This window comes from Streptomyces sp. NPDC000134, from assembly GCF_042899225.1.
GTDB lineage: Bacteria > Actinomycetota > Actinomycetes > Streptomycetales > Streptomycetaceae > Streptomyces.
Map to the genome: position 1 here is coordinate 286,238 of NZ_JBIAZN010000007.1, position 19,278 is coordinate 305,515.

Genomic DNA, 19,278 nt, shown 5'->3' on the forward strand with positions numbered 1-19,278 from the left:
GGTACGGAACGCAACGATCTGCCCCGCATCGCCGTAAGGAGCACGCGCCAGATGCAGAACGAGGACAAGCTCCGCGATTACCTCAAGCGGGCCACCACCGATCTGCGCACCGCACGCCGGCGCCTGCGCGAGGTCGAGGAGCGGGAGAACGAGCCCATCGCCATCATCGGGATGAGCTGCCGCTACCCCGGCGGTGTCACCTCACCGGAAGACCTCTGGCAGTTGGTGACCGAGGGCCGCGACGCGGTGGTCGAGTTCCCCTCCGACCGAGGCTGGGACGTCGAATCCCTCTACGACCCCGACCCGGACCACGCGGGCACCTCGATCACCCGGCACGGCGGCTTCCTGCGGGACGCCACCGACTTCGACCCGGCCTTCTTCGGGATCAGCCCGCGCGAGGCACTCGCCATGGACCCCCAGCAGCGGCTGCTGCTGGAGACGTCCTGGGAGGCGTTCGAACGCGCGGGCATCGACCCGGCGCAGGCCAGGGACACCAAGACCGGCGTGTTCGCCGGCATCATGTACAACGACTACGCCACGCGGCTGCCGCAGGCCCCCGAGGGCTTCGAAGGCTTCCTCGCCAACGGCAGCGCGGGCAGCATCGCCTCCGGCCGGATCGCCTACACGCTCGGCCTCGTCGGCCCCGCCGTCACCGTCGACACGGCGTGCTCGTCCTCCCTGGTCGCCCTGCACCTGGCGATGGTGGCGCTGCGCCGCGACGAGTGCTCGCTCGCCCTCGCGGGCGGCGCCACGTTCATGGCGACCCCGCGCACCTTCGTCGAGTACAGCAGGCAGCGCGCCCTGTCGGTGGACGGCCGCTGCAAGGCGTTCTCCGACAGCGCCGACGGCACCGGCTGGGGCGAGGGCGTCGGCATGCTCCTCGTGGAGCGCCTCTCCGACGCCCAGCGCAACGGCCACCCCGTCCTCGCCGTCATCCGCGGCTCCGCCGTGAACCAGGACGGCGCCTCCCACGGCCTGACCGCGCCCAACGGTCCCGCGCAGCAGGCGGTGATCAACCAGGCCCTGGCCGGCGCGCGGCTCACCCCCGCGCAGGTCGACGCGGTCGAGGCGCACGGCACCGGCACCACCCTCGGCGACCCCATCGAGGCCCAGGCCCTCATCGCCACCTACGGCGCGGAACGGACACCGGACCGCCCTCTGTGGCTGGGCTCGCTGAAGTCGAACATCGGCCACTCCCAGGCGGCGGCCGGAGCCGGCGGCATCATCAAGATGGTCATGGCGATGCGCCACGGCACACTGCCCAAGACCCTGCACGTCGACGAGCCCAGCAGCCACGTCGACTGGTCGGCGGGCACCGTGGCCCTGCTGACCGAGGGCCGGCCGTGGCCGGAGACCGGCGAACCCCGCCGCGCCGGTGTGTCCTCCTTCGGCGTGAGCGGCACCAACGCCCACGTCATCCTGGAAGAGGCACCCGCGCCCGACCCGGACACCACGACGGACGACGACACCCCGGCGTCCGCGCGGACCGCCGACCGGCCGGCCCCCGCCGTCACCCCGTGGGTGCTGTCCGCCCGGACCCCCGACGCACTGCGCGCGCAGGCCGGCCGCCTGCTGTCCACCGTGACGTCCTCCGCCGACTACGACCCCGAGGGCGTCGGCTTCTCGCTGGCCACCACCCGCTCCCTCTTCGAACACCGTGCCGTGGTGCTCGCCGAGGACCGCGACACCACCACCGACCGGCTCACCGCCCTCACCGAGGGCCACGGCGGCCCCGGACTCGTCCAGGGCGAGGCGACGCCGCACAGACTGGGCTTCCTGTTCTCGGGCCAGGGTTCGCAGCGGCTGGGCATGGGCCGCGAACTGGCCGCGGTGTACCCGGTGTTCGGCGAGGCGCTGGATGCCGTACTGGACGCGTGCGAGCCGCGCGTACGGGAGGTGCTGTACGGCGAGGATGCCGATGCGCTGAACGAGACGGGGGTGACGCAGCCGGCGTTGTTCGCGGTCGAGGTGGCGCTGTTCCGGCTGCTGGAGTCGTGGGGCATCCGGCCGGACGTGCTCGCCGGGCACTCGATCGGTGAGCTGGCCGCCGCCCATGTGGCGGGGGTGTGGTCGCTGGCGGACGCGGTGAAGGTGGTGTCGGCGCGGGGTGCGCTGATGCAGGCACTGCCGTCCGGTGGCGCGATGGTGGCGGTCCAGGCGTCCGAGGCCGAGATCGTGGCGGATCTGTCGGAGACGGTGGGGCTTGCCGCCGTCAACGGCCCCTCGTCGGTGGTGGTTTCGGGTGTCGCCGCCGATGTGGAGGCGGTCGCGGAGCGGTGGCGTGCGGCGGGCCGGAAGGTGTTCCGGCTGAAGGTCAGTCACGCGTTCCACTCACCGCTGATGGACCCGATGCTGGACGACTTCCGCCGGGTCCTGGAAGAGGTGTCCTACGAGGCGCCCGCCATCCCGATCGTGTCGACGCTGACCGGCGCCCGCGCCACCGCCGAGGAACTCGGTTCACCCGAGTACTGGGTGCGGCACGTCCGCGAGTCCGTCCGCTTCCACGACGCGGTCGCGCATCTGCGCGAACAGGGCACCGACGTCTTCCTGGAAGTCGGCCCCGGCGGTGTGCTCTCGGGCCTGGGGCAGCTCGGCGCTCCGGAAGCCGCCTTCGTACCCGCCCTGCGCGGCGACCGCCCCGAGCCGACCGCTCTGCTCACCGCCGTCGGCCGACTGCACGTCGACGGCGTCCCGGTGGACCTGGCCGCCCTCTTCGACGGCACCGGGGCCCGGCGGGTCGACCTGCCGACGTACGCCTTCCAGCGTGCGCGGTACTGGCTGGACGCCCCGGCGGCCGAGGAGGGCACCGGACGGACGTCGTCGCCGGAGGAGGCGCGGTTCTGGGCGGCGGTCGAAGAGGGTGACCCCGCCGACCTCGCCCGTACGCTGGGGGTGTCGGCCGAGGACCCGTTGAGCGCGGTGCTGCCCCGGCTCTCCGCGTGGCGCAGGAAGCAGCGGGACCGGCTGACGGCCGACAACTGGCGCTACCGGGTCGACTGGCGTGCGGTGCCCGCCGGGCCGCACCGGCCCACCGGTGCCTGGCTGGTCGTGGCGCCGCCCGGTGACGAGCGGGCCGAGTGGGCACGAACGGCGCTGCGGCGCAACGGCGCGGACGACACGCACGTCCTGCCCGTGGACCCGGAGACGGCCGACTGGGCGGAGCTGCTGACGGGCCTGCCGCCGCTGAGCGGCGTGGTCTCGCTGCTGGGCCTCGCCGACGCCGCGCAGGCGACCGTACCCGCGCGTCTCGCGGCCACGATCGGTCTGCTGCGGGCGCTCGACGACCTCGACGCCCCCCTGTGGTGCCTCACCTCCGGCGCCGTCTCCACCGGCGCCGACGACGCGGTCACCGGGCCCGAGCAGGCGATGCTGTGGGGCCTGGGCCGGGCCGCCGCGCTGGAACACCCCGGCCGCTGGGGCGGCCTGATCGACCTGCCCGGGGCGTACGACGAACGGACCGGGGACCTCCTCGCCGCCGCCGTCGCCACCCCCGGCGAGGACCAGCTCGCCCTGCGCGGCGACACCGTACTCGGCCGCAGGCTGCTGCCCGCCCCGCTGGGCGAGGCCCCCGAGGAGGGCTGGTCCCCGCACGGCACCGTCCTGGTCACCGGCGGCACCGGCGCCCTCGGCGGGCACGTGGCACGCTGGCTCGCGGCGCACGGAGCCGAGCACATCGTGCTGGCCGCCCGCCGCGGCCGGGACGCGCACGGCGCCGAGGACCTGGAGGCGGAGCTCGTCGGCCTCGGCGCACGCGTCACCTTCACCGCCTGCGACGTGGCCGACCGGGACGCCGTCGCGGCGCTGCTGGCCGGCCTCCCGCAGCTCACCGCCGTCTTCCACACGGCGGGCGTGGAACGCCCCGCTGCCCTCGCCGACCTCGACCCGCACGACCTCACCGACTTCGCCGACGTACTGGCCGCCAAGGCCGGCGGCGCGCGGAACCTGCACGAGCTGCTCGCCGGCACGCCCCTGGACGCGTTCGTCCTGTTCTCCTCCATCGCCGGCGTCTGGGGCAGCGGCGGCCAGGCCGCCTACGGAGCCGCCAACGCCTATCTGGACGCGCTGGCCGAGCACCGCCGGGCGGCGGGCCTGCCCGCCACGGCCGTCGCGTGGGGGCCGTGGGACGGCGGCGGCATGGTCGAGGACTCCGGGCAGGCCGCGCACCTCAAGCGCCTCGGCCTGCTCGCGATGGCCCCCGGCGCGGCGCTCGCGGGCCTCGGCTCCGCCCTCGCGCACGGCGACACCACGGTCACCGTCGCCGACGTCGACTGGCCCCGGTTCGCCGGCACCTTCACGGCACAGCGGTCCAGCGCCCTCCTCGGCGAACTGCCCGGCGTACGCGAGCTGTTCGACGCCGACCCGGCGGAGCAGGGCGGCACGTCGGCGCTGGCGCGGCAACTGGCCGACCTGGACCAGGGCGCGCAGGAACGGCTCCTGACCGAGCTGGTCCGCGCCGAGGCCGCCGCCGTGCTCGGCCACGCCTCCGCCGACGCCCTCCCCGCGACCCGCGCCTTCCGGGAACTCGGCTTCGACTCCCTGACCGCCGTCGAACTGCGCGCCCGGCTCAGCGAGGCCACCGGCATCGCCCTGCCCGCGGCCGTCGTCTTCGACTACCCGACCTCCGCCGACCTCGCCGCCCACCTGCGGGTGGCGCTGTCGGGCACCGCGCCCGCCGCCCCCGGCGCGCGCACCGCCTCCGCCGTGTCCGACGAGCCGATCGCCATCGTGGCGATGGCCTGCCGCTATCCCGGGGGCGTCACCAGCCCCGAGGACCTGTGGCAGGTCCTGCTGTCGGGCCGCGACACCGTGACGGAGTTCCCGGCCGACCGCGACTGGGACGTCGAGGCGCTGTACCACCCCGACCCGGAGACGGCGGGAGTCGGCACAACGTACTCCCGCAGGGGCGCCTTCCTCGACGGCGTGGCCGACTTCGACCCGGCGTTCTTCGGGATCTCGCCGCGCGAGGCGCTGGCGATGGACCCCCAGCAGCGCCTGCTCCTGGAAACCTCCTGGGAACTGTTCGAACGCGCGGGCATCGACCCGACCTCACTGCGCGGCAGCCGGTCCGGCGTGTTCGTCGGCACCAACGGCCAGGACTACACCACGCTGATGATGGCGGCGCCCGACAGCGTCGACGGATACTTCGGCACCGGCAGCGCGGCGAGCGTGATCTCCGGCCGGCTGTCGTACACGTTCGGCCTCGAAGGTCCGGCGGTGAGCGTGGACACGGCGTGCTCGTCGTCGCTGGTCGCCCTCCACCTGGCCGTCCAGGCCCTGCGCAAGGGCGAGTGCGAACTGGCCCTCGCCGGCGGTGTGACGGTGATGTCCACCCCCGCCGCCTTCGTGGAGTTCAGCCGCCAGCGCGGACTGGCGGCCGACGGCCGGTGCAAGGCGTTCGGGGCCGAGGCGGACGGCACGGGCTGGGGCGAGGGCGTCGGCATGCTGCTCGTGGAGCGCCTGTCGGACGCCCGGCGCAACGGCCACGAAGTCCTGGCGGTCGTACGGGGTTCCGCCGTGAACCAGGACGGCGCGTCCAACGGCCTGACCGCGCCCAACGGCCCCGCGCAGCAGCGCGTCATCCGGGCCGCCCTGGACGCCACCGGCCTCACCCCGGCCGATGTGGACGCGGTGGAGGCGCACGGTACGGGTACGAAGCTGGGTGATCCGATCGAGGCGCAGGCGCTGCTGGCCACCTACGGCCAGGACCGCCCGGCCGATCGGCCGTTGCTGCTGGGTTCGGTGAAGTCGAACATCGGGCACACGCAGGCGGCGGCCGGTGTGGCGGGTGTGATCAAGATGGTGATGGCGATGCGGCACGGTGTGCTGCCGCGCACGCTGCACGCCGATGAGCCGTCCCCGCATGTGGACTGGTCGGCGGGTGCGGTGGAGTTGCTGACGCGGGAGCGGGAGTGGCCGGTGGCGGACCGGCCGTGGCGGGCCGGTGTGTCGTCGTTCGGCTTCAGCGGCACCAACGCCCACGCCATCATCGAGCAGGCCCCGCGGGAACCCGGGACCGAACCGGAAGAGACCCCGTCGCCGCTGCCGGCCGGCACGGCCGTCCCCTGGCTCCTGTCGGCCAGGAGCCCCGAGGCGCTGCGGGAGCAGGCCGCACGACTGGCGTCCTTCATGGACCGGTCACCGGACCCGGACCTCGCGGCCACGGCCCGGACGCTGGCGTTCTCGCGGGCGGCCTTCGAGCACCGCGCGGTGGTGGTCGCCACGGAACCCGCCGAATTCCGGTCGGCGCTGACCGCGCTGGCCGAGGGACGCGGCGCCCCCGGCACCGTGACCGGCGAGGCCGCGCCGCGGAAGCTCGGTTTCCTGTTCTCGGGCCAGGGTTCGCAGCGGCTGGGCATGGGCCGCGAACTGGCCGCGGTGTACCCGGTGTTCGCCGACGCCCTGGACGCTGTACTGGACGCGTGCGAGCCGCGCGTACGGGAGGTGCTGTACGGCGAGGATGCCGATGCGTTGAACGAGACGGGGGTGACGCAGCCGGCGTTGTTCGCGGTCGAGGTGGCGCTGTTCCGTCTCCTTGAGTCCTGGGGTGTACGGCCCGATGTGCTGGCCGGGCATTCGATCGGTGAGCTGGCCGCCGCGCACGTGGCGGGTGTGTGGTCGCTGGCGGACGCGGTGAAGGTGGTGTCGGCGCGGGGTGCGCTGATGCAGGCGCTGCCGTCCGGTGGGGCGATGGTGGCGGTGCAGGCGTCCGAGGCCGAGATCGTGGCGGATCTGTCGGAGACGGTGGGGCTTGCCGCCGTCAACGGCCCCTCGTCGGTGGTGGTTTCGGGTGTCGCCGCCGATGTGGAGGCGGTCGCGGAGCGGTGGCGTGCGGCGGGCCGGAAGGTGTCCCGGCTGAAGGTCAGCCACGCGTTCCACTCACCGCTGATGGACCCGATGCTGGACGACTTCCGCCGGGTCCTGGGAGAGGTGTCCTACGAGGCGCCCGCCATCCCGATCGTGTCGACGCTGACCGGCGCCCGTGCCACCGCCGAGGAGTTGGCGTCGCCGGAGTACTGGGTGCGGCACGTCCGCGAGTCCGTCCGCTTCGCCGACGCCGTCGGCACGCTCACGGACGAGGGCGTGGGCACGTTCGTCGAGGTCGGACCCGGGGGCACGCTGTCCGCGCTGGGGCAGGAGACCGCGCCGGACGCCGTCTTCGTACCGGTGCTGCGGAGCGAGCGCCCCGAGGCGGTGGCCGCCACGGGAGCTGTCGGCCGACTGCACGTACGCGGGGTCGACGTGGACTGGGAGGCGTTCCTCGCCGGTCGGGGCGCGCGGCGGGTGGACCTGCCGACCTACGCCTTCCAGCGTGAGCGTTTCTGGCTGGACACCCCGGCCGCCGCCCGGGACACCGAGCGCACGCCGCCGGTGGAGGCGCGGTTCTGGGAGGTCGTGGAAGAGGGGGACATCGCGGACCTCGCCCGTACGCTGGGCGTGTCGGCCGATGATCCGCTCAGTGCCGTGCTCCCGAGCCTGTCCGCGTGGCGCAGGAAGCAGCGCGACCGGTCCACGGCCGACGGCTGGCGCTACCGCGTCGACTGGCGTCCGGTGGCCCTCGCGGACCGGCGGCTCGACGGTGCCTGGCTGGTCGTCGCGGCGACCGGTGAGGACCGCGCCGAGTGGGTCGGGGACGCGCTGACCCGCAACGGCGCGGACGTACGTGTCCTGCACGGGGACCCGCGGGAGGGCGACTGGACCGGTCGGGTCACCGACCTGACGGCGCTGGACGGCGTGGTCTCGCTGCTGGGCCTCGCCGACGCGGGCGCCTCGACCGTGCCCACGGGCGTCGCCGCCACGCTCGCCCTGCGACGGGCCCTCGGCGAGGCGGACGTACCGCTGTGGTGCGTGACGTCGGGTGCGGTGTCGGCGGCCGACGGTGACACCGCCGCCGGGTTCGAACAGGCGATGCTGTGGGGCCTGGGCCGGGTGGCCGCCCTGGAGCAGCCCTCCCGCTGGGGCGGTCTCATCGACCTGCCCGAGTCACAGGAAGCCCCGGACGGGGCGGCCTGGGACCGCGCGGCCGGTGATCTGCTGGCCGCCGTCCTCGCCGCCGGAACCGGTGGCGAGGACCAGGTCGCACTGCGCGGCGGCCGGGCGCTGGGCCGCAGACTGGTGCCCGCCCCGGCGGGCGCGGCGGCCGGGCCGGGCTGGACACCGCGCGGCACGGTCCTCGTCACCGGCGGCACCGGAGCCCTGGGCGCGCACGTCGCACGCTGGCTGGCCGGCAAGGGCGCCGGTCATCTGCTGCTGACCAGCAGGCGCGGGCCGGCGGCCGAGGGCGCGGACGAGCTGTGCGCGGAGCTGACCGCGCTCGGCGCCCGGGTCACCCTCGCGGCCTGCGACGCGGCCGACCGCGACGCCCTGGCCGGCGTACTCGCCGCCGTGCCCGCCGAGTTCCCGCTCACCGCGGTCGTCCACGCCGCCGGCATCGAACGCTCGGCCGTCCTCGCCGACGTCGACCCGGACGACCTCGGCGAGTTCGCCGACGTACTGAGGGCCAAGGTCGACGGCGCGCGCAACCTGCACGAGCTGCTCGCCGGCACGCCCCTGGACGCGTTCGTCCTGTTCTCCTCCATCGCCGGCGTCTGGGGCAGCAGCGGGCAGGGCGCGTACGCGGCGGCCAACGCCTACCTGGACGGCCTCGCCGAGCACCGCCGGGCGGCGGACCTGCCCGCCACCGCCGTCGCGTGGGGGCCGTGGGGCGGTGGCGGCATGGTCGCCACCGACGCGCAGGCCGCCCGGTTGCGCCGCTGGGGCCTCGGGACGATGGCCCCGGACGCCGCGGTCGCCGGTCTCGCCACGGCCCTGGAACGCGGTGACGACACCGTCGTCGTCGCCGACGTCGACTGGCCCCGGTTCGCGGGCACGTTCATGGCGCAGCGCCCGAGCGCCCTCCTCGGCGAACTGCCCGGCGTACGCGAGCTGTTCGACGCCGACCCGGCGGAGCAGGACAGCACGTCGGCGCTCGCGCGGCAACTGGCCGGACTGGACGAGGCCGCGCGGGAACGGCACCTGACCGAACTGGTCCGCGCCGAGGCCGCCGCCGTGCTCGGCCACACCTCCACCGACGCCCTCCCCGCGACCCGCGCGTTCAAGGAACTCGGCTTCGACTCCCTGACCGCCGTCGAACTGCGCGCCAGGCTCCGTGAGGCCACCGGCATCGCCCTGCCCGCGACCCTGGTCTTCGACTACCCGACGGCCGCCGCCCTGGCCGCCTACCTGCGCGTCGAACTGGGCGGCGCGGACGCCACCCCCGCCCCCGCCGCACCGGCCGCCCCGCGGGGCGTGACCGACGAGCCGATCGCGATCGTGGCGATGGCCTGCCGGTTCCCCGGCGGCGTCGCCGGACCCGAGGACCTGTGGGAGTTCCTCAAGGCCGGCGGGGACGCGGTCACGGAGTTCCCGGCCGACCGCGGCTGGGACATCGAGGCGCTGTACGACCCCGACCCGGACTCGGTGGGGACCACCTACCTGCGGTCCGGCGCGTTCCTGTCGGACGTCAGCGGCTTCGACGCCGGATTCTTCGGGATCTCGCCGCGCGAGGCGCTGGCGATGGACCCCCAGCAGCGCCTGCTCCTGGAGACCTCCTGGGAACTCCTGGAGCGCGCCGGGGTCGACTCGGCGTCGCTGCGCGGTGAGCGCGTCGGCGTGTTCGTCGGCTCGAACGCCCAGGACTACAGCCTGGTCCTCGGCGGCGCCCGCGAGGACGTGGGCGGTCACGTGGCCACCGGCAACGCGGCCAGCGTGGCCTCCGGCCGCCTGTCGTACACCTTCGGTTTCGAGGGCCCGGCGGTGACCGTCGACACGGCGTGCTCGTCGTCCCTGGTCGCCCTGCACCTCGCGGTGCAGTCGCTGCGCTCGGGCGAGTGCGAGATGGCGCTGGCCGGTGGTGTGACGGTGATGTCGACGCCGGGCGCGTTCATCGAGTTCAGCCGCCAGCGCGGGCTGTCGCAGGACGGCCGCTGCAAGGCGTTCGGAGCGGACGCCGACGGCACGAGCTGGGGCGAGGGCGTCGGCATGCTGCTCGTGGAGCGCCTGTCGGACGCCCGGCGCAACGGCCACCAGGTCCTCGCGGTCGTACGGGGTTCCGCCGTGAACCAGGACGGCGCGTCCAACGGCCTGACCGCGCCCAACGGCCCCGCGCAGCAGCGCGTCATCCGCCAGGCACTCGCCGGGGCGGGCCTCACCCCGGCCGATGTGGACGCGGTGGAGGCGCACGGTACGGGTACGAAGCTGGGTGATCCGATCGAGGCGCAGGCGCTGCTGGCCACCTATGGTCAGGACCGTCCGGCCGATCGGCCGTTGCTGCTGGGTTCGGTGAAGTCGAACATCGGGCACACGCAGGCGGCGGCCGGTGTGGCGGGTGTGATCAAGATGGTCATGGCGATGCGGCACGGTGTGCTGCCGCGCACGCTGCACGCCGATGAGCCGTCCCCGCATGTGGACTGGTCGGCGGGTGCGGTGGAGTTGCTGACGCGGGAGCGTGAGTGGCCGATGGCGGACCGGCCGTGGCGGGCCGGTGTGTCGTCGTTCGGCTTCAGCGGCACCAACGCCCACGCCATCATCGAGCAGGCCCCCGACACCCCCGCCACGGAGCCGGAGGCACCTGCGGAGCGGGTGCGCGGAAGCTGGGTGCCGTGGGTGCTGTCGGCGGGCGACGAGGACGCCCTGCGTGGCCAGGCCGAGCGCCTGTTGCCCCTGGCGGCCGAGCAGGAGCCCCTCGACGTCGGCTACTCGCTCGCCACCTCACGGACGATGCTCGACCACCGCGCGGTGATCGTGGCCGCCGACCGGTCCGAGTTCCTCGCGGCCCTCAGGGCGGTGGCCGACGGCCGGACGGACGGCGCCGTGGTCGGCTCGGTCGCCGGCGAACCCGGCCGGATCGGCTTCCTGTTCTCGGGCCAGGGTTCGCAGCGGCTGGGCATGGGCCGCGAACTGGCCGCGGTGTACCCGGTGTTCGGCGAGGCGCTGGATGCCGTACTGGACGCGTGTGAGCCGCGCGTACGGGAGGTGCTGTATGGCGCGGATGCCGATGCGTTGAACGAGACGGGGGTGACGCAGCCGGCGTTGTTCGCGGTGGAGGTGGCGCTGTTCCGTCTCCTTGAGTCGTGGGACATCCGCCCAGATGTGGTGGCGGGGCATTCGATCGGTGAGCTGGCCGCCGCGCATGTGGCGGGTGTGTGGTCGCTGGCGGATGCGGTGAAGGTGGTGTCGGCGCGGGGTGCGCTGATGCAGGCGCTGCCGTCCGGTGGTGCGATGGTGGCGGTCCAGGCGTCCGAGGCCGAGGTCGCCCCGGACCTGCCGGGGACCGTGGGTGTCGCCGCCGTCAACGGCCCGTCGTCGGTGGTGGTTTCGGGTGTCGCCGCCGATGTGGAGGCGGTCGCGGAGCGGTGGCGTGCGGCGGGCCGGAAGGTGTCCCGGCTGAAGGTCAGCCATGCGTTCCACTCACCGCTGATGGACCCGATGCTGGACGACTTCCGCCGGGTGTTGGGAGAGGTGTCCTACGAGGCGCCCGCCATCCCGATCGTGTCGACGCTGACCGGCGCCCGTGCCTCCGCCGAGGAGTTGGCGTCGCCGGAGTACTGGGTGCGGCACGTCCGCGAGTCCGTCCGCTTCGCCGACGCCGTGGGCACGCTCACGGACGAGGGCGTGGGCACGTTCGTCGAGGTCGGACCCGGGGGCACGCTGTCCGCGCTGGGACTGGGCAGCGCGCCCGACGCGGTGTTCCTGCCCGCGCTGCGCACGGACCGGCCCGAGGAGGCCGCCCTCCTCACGACCGTGGCCGCCCTGCACACGCGGGGCGTGCCGGTCGACTGGACCGGGTACTTCGCGGGCAGCGGCGCCCGGCGGATCGACCTGCCGACGTACGCCTTCCAGCACCGGCGTTACTGGATGGACGCCCCGCCCGCCACCACCGGCGAGGCCGCGCCGAACGCCGACGAGGCCCGGTTCTGGGCCGCGGTGGAGAGCGAGGAGGCGACCGCGCTCGCGTCGTCGCTGGGCATCACCGAGGACGGGGCGGCCGACTCGCTCCGCGCCGTCCTGCCCTTCCTGACGTCGTGGCGGCGCCGCAGCCACCAGAAGTCCACGCTGGACCAGTGGCGTTACACCGTGCGCTGGAAGCCCGTCGGCGTGCCGGCGACGACCCCTCCCGCGGGCACCTGGCCGGTCGTGGTGTTCGCCGGGGACGAGCGGGCCCGCGCGCTGGGCGAACTGCTCGCCGGCGGCGGCCTGGCGCTCGCCGTGGTCGAGGTCGGCCGGGCGGACCGCGCACAGCTCGCCGACGCGCTGCGCACGACCGTCGAGGAAGTCCTCGCGCGGGGTGAGGAGATCGGCGGAGTCCTGTCGCTGCTGGCGTTCGACCAGTCGCCGCACGCCGACCACCCGGCGGTGCCGAACGGGGCGGCGGCCACCCTCGCGCTGGTGCAGGCGCTCGGCGACGCCGAGGTGCGGGCGCCGCTGTGGTGCGTCACCTCGGGCGCGGTGGCCGCGGTCGCGGGCGACCCGGTCGACGGCTTCGCGCAGTCGATGGTGTGGGGGCTCGGCCGGGCCGCCGCGCTCGAACACCCCGACAGGTGGGGCGGCCTGGCCGACCTGCCGGACACCGTGGACGAACGGGTGGCCGCCCGGCTGTGCGGGGTCCTCGGCGGGGCGGAGGACCAGGTCGCCGTGCGCGGGACCGGTGTGTTCACGCGCCGGCTCCGCCGGGCCGGCCGGACCGCCCCCGGCGCCGACTGGACGCCGCGCGGCACGGTCCTGGTGACCGGCGGGCTCGGCGCCCTGGGCGCGAGGGCCGCGCGCTGGTCCGCCGCGCACGGCGCCGAACACCTCGTGCTGGTGAGCCGGCGGGGCAGCGCGGCCGACGGCGCCGATGAGCTGGCGGCCGAACTCGCCGGGCTGGGCGCCCGCGTCACCGTCGCCGCCGTCGACATCGCCGACCGGGAGGCGCTCGCCGCGCTTCTCGACGGCCTGGCCGCCGCCGGGGACCGGGTCTGTGCCGTCGTGCACACCGCCGGGCTCAACGACAGCGCCCCCGCGGCGGACACCGGCCTCGCCCGGTTCGCGGACGTGGTGGGCGCCAAGGTCGCGGGCGCCGCGCACCTGCACGAACTGCTCGCGGACACACCGCTCGACGCCTTCCTCGTCTACTCCTCCATCGCCGGCGTCTGGGGCAGCGGCGGCCAGGTCGGCTACAGCGCGGCCAACGCCTACCTCGACGCGCTCGCCGAGCACCGCACGGCCCACGGCCTGCCCGGCACAGCCGTGGCCTGGGGCCCCTGGGGCGGCGGCGGGATGGCCGACGACGAGGCCCAGCGGCAGCTCTCCCGACGCGGGCTCCGGTCGCTGCCGCCCGAGGTCGCGGTGGGCGCCCTCGCCGGCGCGGTCGGCGGCGGCACGGCGAGCACCGTCGTCGCGGACGTCGACTGGACCAGGTTCGCGCCCGCGTTCACCATCGGCCGGTCCAGCCCGCTCCTCGCCGACCTGCCCGAGGCACGGGAAGCCGTCGCGGACCGGAACACCGGCGCCGACGGACCCGCGGCGGCGGACGGCCCCGGCAGGGACGGGGCGGAACTGCGCGACCGGCTCACCGGCCTCGACGCGGCCGAACGGGGCGAACTGGTGCGTGACCTGGTGGTGGCACGGGCGGCCGCCGTCCTCGGGCACACCACGGCCGGTGCCGTCGACGCCGACCTGGCCTTCCGCGACCTGGGCTTCGACTCGCTGACCGCCGTGGAACTGCGCAACGCGCTGACGGCCGAGACCGGCCTGACCCTGCCCGCGACCGTGGTCTTCGACTACCCCACCCCCGGGGCGCTCGCCGACCACCTGCTGTCGGCCGTCGTGGCACCGCGCGGCGAGACCCCCCGGACACCGGCCGCCGCCGCCCCCGGGGCGGTGGCCGACGAGCCGATCGCGATCGTCGCGATGGCCTGCCGGTATCCCGGCGGCGTGACCAGTCCCGAGGACCTGTGGCGGGTGCTCATGTCGGGCGGGGACGCGGTGAGCGAGTTCCCGGCCGACCGGGGCTGGGACATCGAGGCCCTGTACGACCCCGACCCCGCGGGCATCGGCACGACGTACTCGCGCCGAGGAGCCTTCCTCGACCACGTGGCGGACTTCGACGCGGCCTTCTTCGGCACCTCACCACGTGAGGCGCTGGCCATGGACCCGCAGCAGCGGCTGCTCCTCGAAACCTCCTGGGAGGTCTTCGAACGGGCCGGCATCGACCCCGGCACGGTCCGCGGCGAGCGCGTCGGCGTGTTCGTCGGCTCCAACGTGCAGGACTACGGCCTGGTCCTCGACGGCGCCCGCGAGGACGTGGGCGGTCACGTGGCCACGGGCAGCGCGGCGAGCGTCATGTCCGGCCGCCTGTCGTACACCTTCGGCCTCGAAGGCCCGGCGGTGACCGTGGACACCGCGTGCTCCTCGTCGCTGGTCGCGCTGCACCTGGCGGTGCAGGCACTGCGCTCGGGCGAGTGCGAGATGGCCCTCACCGGCGGGGTGACGGTGATGTCGACGCCGGGCGCGTTCATCGAGTTCAGCCGCCAGCGCGGACTGTCCGTGGACGGCCGCTGCAAGGCGTTCTCCGACAGCGCCGACGGCACCGGCTGGGGCGAGGGCATCGGCATGCTGCTCGTGGAGCGCCTGTCGGACGCCCGGCGCAACGGCCACCAGATCCTCGCGGTCGTACGGGGCTCCGCCGTCAACCAGGACGGCGCCTCCAACGGCCTGACCGCCCCCAACGGGCCCTCCCAGCAGCGCGTCATCCGCCAGGCACTCGCCGGCGCGGGCCTCGCCCCGGCCGACGTGGACGCCGTCGAGGCGCACGGCACCGGCACCACCCTCGGCGACCCGATCGAGGCCCAGGCCCTGCTCGCCACCTACGGCCAGGACCGCCCCGCCGAACGGCCCCTGCTGCTGGGCTCGGTGAAGTCCAACATCGGGCACACCCAGGCGGCGGCCGGTGTGGCGGGCGTGATCAAGATGGTGCTGGCGATGCGGCACGGCGTACTGCCGCGCACCCTGCATGTCACGGAGCCGTCCTCGCACGTCGACTGGTCCACGGGAGCGGTGGAACTGCTCACCGACCAGCGGACGTGGCCCGCCGTCGACCGCCCCCGGCGGGCCGGGGTGTCGTCGTTCGGCTTCAGCGGCACCAACGCGCACACCATCATCGAGCAAGCCCCCGAGACGGCGTCCCCCGACAGCGGGACGACCGCCCCGGGTGCCGTACCGTGGGTGCTCTCCGCGCGGTCCGCCGACGCGCTGCGGGAACAGGCGGCCCGCCTCCGCGAGGACATCGAGCGCGACGACACCGCCGCGACCGTCGCCGACATCGCCCACTCGCTGCGCTCCCGCGCGCTGTTCGACCACCGGGCCGTGGTGGTGGGCCTGGACCGGGCTGACTTCCGCACCGGCCTCACCGCCCTGGCCGAAGGCCGCGAGGCACCGAACGTCGTGACCGGCACGGCCGGCCACCGCGGCACCGGCACGGTGTTCGTCTTCCCCGGCCACGGCACCCAGTGGGCCGGCATGGCCCTCGAACTCCTGGACTCCTCACCGGAGTTCCGCACCCGGATGGAGGAGTGCGCCGAAGCCCTGGGCGAGTACGTCGACTGGTCGCTGCTCGACGCGATCGAGGACCCCGGCCTGATGGAACGCCTCGACATCGTCCAGCCCGCCCTCTTCGCGGTGATGGTGTCCCTGGCCGCCACCTGGCGGGCCTGGGGCGTCGAACCGACCGCCGTACTGGGACACTCCCAGGGCGAGATCGCCGCGGCGTGCGTCGCGGGCGCACTGTCCCTGCCGGACGCCGCCAAGCTGGCCGTCCTGCGGAGCAAGGCGCTGACCGCGCTGGCCGGCCGGGGCGGCATGGTCTCGCTCGCGCTCGGCGTGGACGACGTACGGCAGCTCCTCACCCGGTGGGACGGGCAACTCGGCGTCGGAGTGGTCAACGGGCCCGCCTCGGTCGTCGTCTCCGGTGACAACGCCGCCCTGGACGAACTGCTGGACGTCTGCGCCGGACAAGGCGTGTGGGCGCGACGCGTCAAGGCCGACTACGCCCCGCACTCCCACCACGTCGAACGCGTCGAGGCGGACCTCCTCGAAGGGCTCGCCGACGTGACACCGCGCTCCGGCGACATCCCGTACTACTCACCGCTGACCGGCGACTGGCTGGACACCCGCGACCTGGACGCCGCGTACTGGTACCGCAGCCTGCGGCGGACGGTGGAGTTCGCCGACTCCGTCTCCACCCTCGTGGCGGAGGGCTTCACCACCTTCGTCGAGGTCAGCCCGCACCCCGTCCTGGCCGCCGGACTCGGCGAGCTGAGCGGCGCCGACGGACTGGTCGTCGGATCGCTGCGGCGCGGCGACGGCGGCCGGGACCGGCTGCTGAAGTCGGCGGGCGCGCTGTTCGTGCGCGGCGCCCGGGTGGACTGGCCGCTGCCCGCGGCCCGGCACGTCGACCTCCCCACCTACCCCTTCCAGCGCCAACGCTTCTGGCCCACCACCACACCCACCACCCCCGGCGACGTGACCTCGGCCGGCCTGGACCGGGTGGACCACCCCCTGCTCGCCGCCGTCACCGAACTCCCGGACTCCGAACGCCTGGTGTTCAGCGGCCGGCTCTCCGCGCGCACCCACCCCTGGCTCACCGACTACCGCGTCCTGGACACCCCCGTCCTGCCCGGCACGGCCTACGTGGACCTCGCGCTGCGCGCCGGCGACCACGTCGGCTGCGCCTTCCTGGACGACCTGGTCCTCGAAGCGCCCCTGGTGCTGCCCGAACGCCACGGCGTCCAGATACGGCTCAGCGTCGACGGACCCGACCCCTCGGGCGGGCGGGCGTTCACCGTGGACTCCCGCGGGGACGAGGGCGGCGACTGGACCCGCCACGCCACCGGCACCCTCACCCCCCAGGCGGCCCCCGTCACCGACGACCTGGTGGCCTGGCCGCCCACCGGCGCCGAACCGGTCGACCTGGACGCCCACCACGCCGCCACCGCCGCGTCCGGCCTCGACCACGGCCCCGCCTTCCAGGGCCTGCGCGCCGCCTGGCGCACGGGCGACGAGGTGTTCGCCGAGGTGACCCTGCCGGACGGCCTCGCCGACCCGGGCTTCGGCCTGCACCCGGCGCTCCTGGCCGCCGCGCTGCACCTCACCGGGGACGGGACGGGCCCGCAGGGGCTGCCGCTGTCCTGGACCGGGGTGCGCCTCCTGGCGACCGGGGCGACATCGCTGCGCGTCCGCCTGACCCCGGTCGGCACGGACGCCGTGGCGGTGCTCGCCGCCGACGGCTCCGGAGAACCGGTCGCCGCCGTCGACGGGCTGACCCTGCGCCCCCTGACCGCCGACCGGCTCGACGCCGCGCGCTCCACCCACCGCGACTCGCTCTACGAGGTCACCTGGGCACCGATGCCGGACGCCGGCGCCGAACCCGGCACCTGGGCGGTCATCGGCGGCGACACCGCCCCGCTGGCCCACGCGCTCACCGCCGCGGGCGAACCGGTGGACGAGCACACCGACCTGGAAGCGCTCATCGCCGCCGTCGACGCGGGCCTGCCCGTACCGACGTGGGTCGCCATGACACCCGCGGAGCACGCGACGACCCCCCGCGAGGCCACGCACCACACCCTGGACCTGCTCCAGAAGTGGCTCGCCGACGACCGGTTCACCGCGTCACGGCTCGTCCTGGTCACCACCGGCGCGGTGGCCGGGGCACCCGACGACGCCGTACCGGACCTGGTCCGCGCCCCCGCGTGGGGCCTGGTGCGCTCGGCGCAGTCGGAACACCCGCGGCGCTTCGTCCTGGCCGACGTGGACGGCGACGAGAAGTCGCTGCGGATGCTGCCCGCCGTCGTGGCGACCGGCGAACCGCAGGTGGTCATCAGGAACGGCACCGCCACGGTGGCCCGACTGGCGCGGCTCACCACCCCGGCCGACGCCCCCGGACAGCCGGCCTTCACCCCCGACAGCACCGTGCTGATCACCGGCGGCCTCGGCGTCCTCGGCGGCATCACCGCACGCCACCTCGTCACCCGCCACGGCGTACGGCACCTCGTCCTGACCGGCAGGCGCGGCCCGGCCACCCCGGGCGCCGAGGAACTCCGCGAAGAACTGACCGCACTGGGCGCCCGCGTCACCGTCGCCGCCTGCGACGTCGGCGACCGGGCCGCGGTCGCCGCCCTCCTCGCCGCCCACCCCGTGACCGCGATCGTCCACACGGCCGGCGCCCTGGACGACAGCGTCATCGAGTCCCTGACCCCGGAGCACCTCGACACGGTGTTCGCGCCCAAGGCCGATGGCGCACTCCACCTGCACGAGCTGACCAGGGAGCACGACCTGACCGCGTTCGTCCTGTTCTCCGCCGCCGCCGGGGTCTTCGGCGGCCCCGGCCAGGGCAACTACGCGGCCGCCAACGCCTTCCTGGACGCGCTCGCCCGGCACCGCAGGGCCGCCGGACTGCCCGCCACCTCACTGGCCTGGGGCCTGTGGGCCGAGGCCAGCGGCATCACCGGCCACCTCGACGACGCCGACGTACGACGGCTGGCGCGGGGCGGCATGGTCCCGCTCGCCTCCGACGACGGCATGGCCCTGTTCGACACCGCCTGCGCGGCCGGCGCCACGACGGCGGTGCCCGCCGCGCTGGACCTCGCCATCCTGCGGGCCAACCCCGAGCAGGTACGGCCCCTGCTGCGCGCCCTGGTGCCCACCCCCGCCCGACGCACCGCACGGGCGGCGGACAACGGCTCCGACGGCGCGGTCCCGCTGACCCAGCGGCTGGCCGGCCTCACCGAGGGCGAGCAGGACCGGGCGCTGGCCCACCTCGTCCGCACCCACACCGCGGCCGTGCTCGGCTTCACCGGACCGGAGGCCGTCTCGGCGGACCGGGCGTTCAAGGAACTCGGCTTCGACTCGCTCACCGCCGTCGAACTGCGCAACCGGCTCGACGCCGAGGTCGGCACCAAGCTGCCCGCCACCCTGGTGTTCGACCACCCGACCCCGGCGGCCCTCGCGGCCCACCTGCGCACGACGGTACTCGCCGGGCACGGCACCCCCGCCGCCGCGGTGCTCAGCGAGCTGAACAGGCTCACGGCCACCATCTCCCGGCTCGATCCGGACGACGCCCTCGTCGGCGACATCCGGCTCAGGCTCCGCTCGCTTCTGTCCACCTGGGACGACAAGGAACCCGAGGCCACGGCGGACGACCTGGACTCGGCGACGCTGGACGACGTCTTCAGCATCATCGACGAAGAGCTCGGCAACTCCTGATCC

The 19,278-nt window shown here is 75.1% G+C and carries 1 protein-coding gene; it reads left to right on the forward strand.

The window, feature by feature from the left end; all coding sequences use genetic code 11:
- Positions 1–51 precede the first annotated feature (51 nt).
- Positions 52–19,275, forward strand: a complete 19,224-nt coding sequence (locus ACFY32_RS13385) for a type I polyketide synthase (RefSeq protein WP_390674247.1) — start codon at positions 52–54, stop codon at positions 19,273–19,275.
- Positions 19,276–19,278: the final 3 nt, after the last annotated feature.

Coding starts and splice junctions, on each gene's coding strand:
- ACFY32_RS13385 (WP_390674247.1), top strand. CDS start 52: ATGCAGAACGAGGACAAGCTCCGCGATTACCTCAAGCGGGCCACCACC.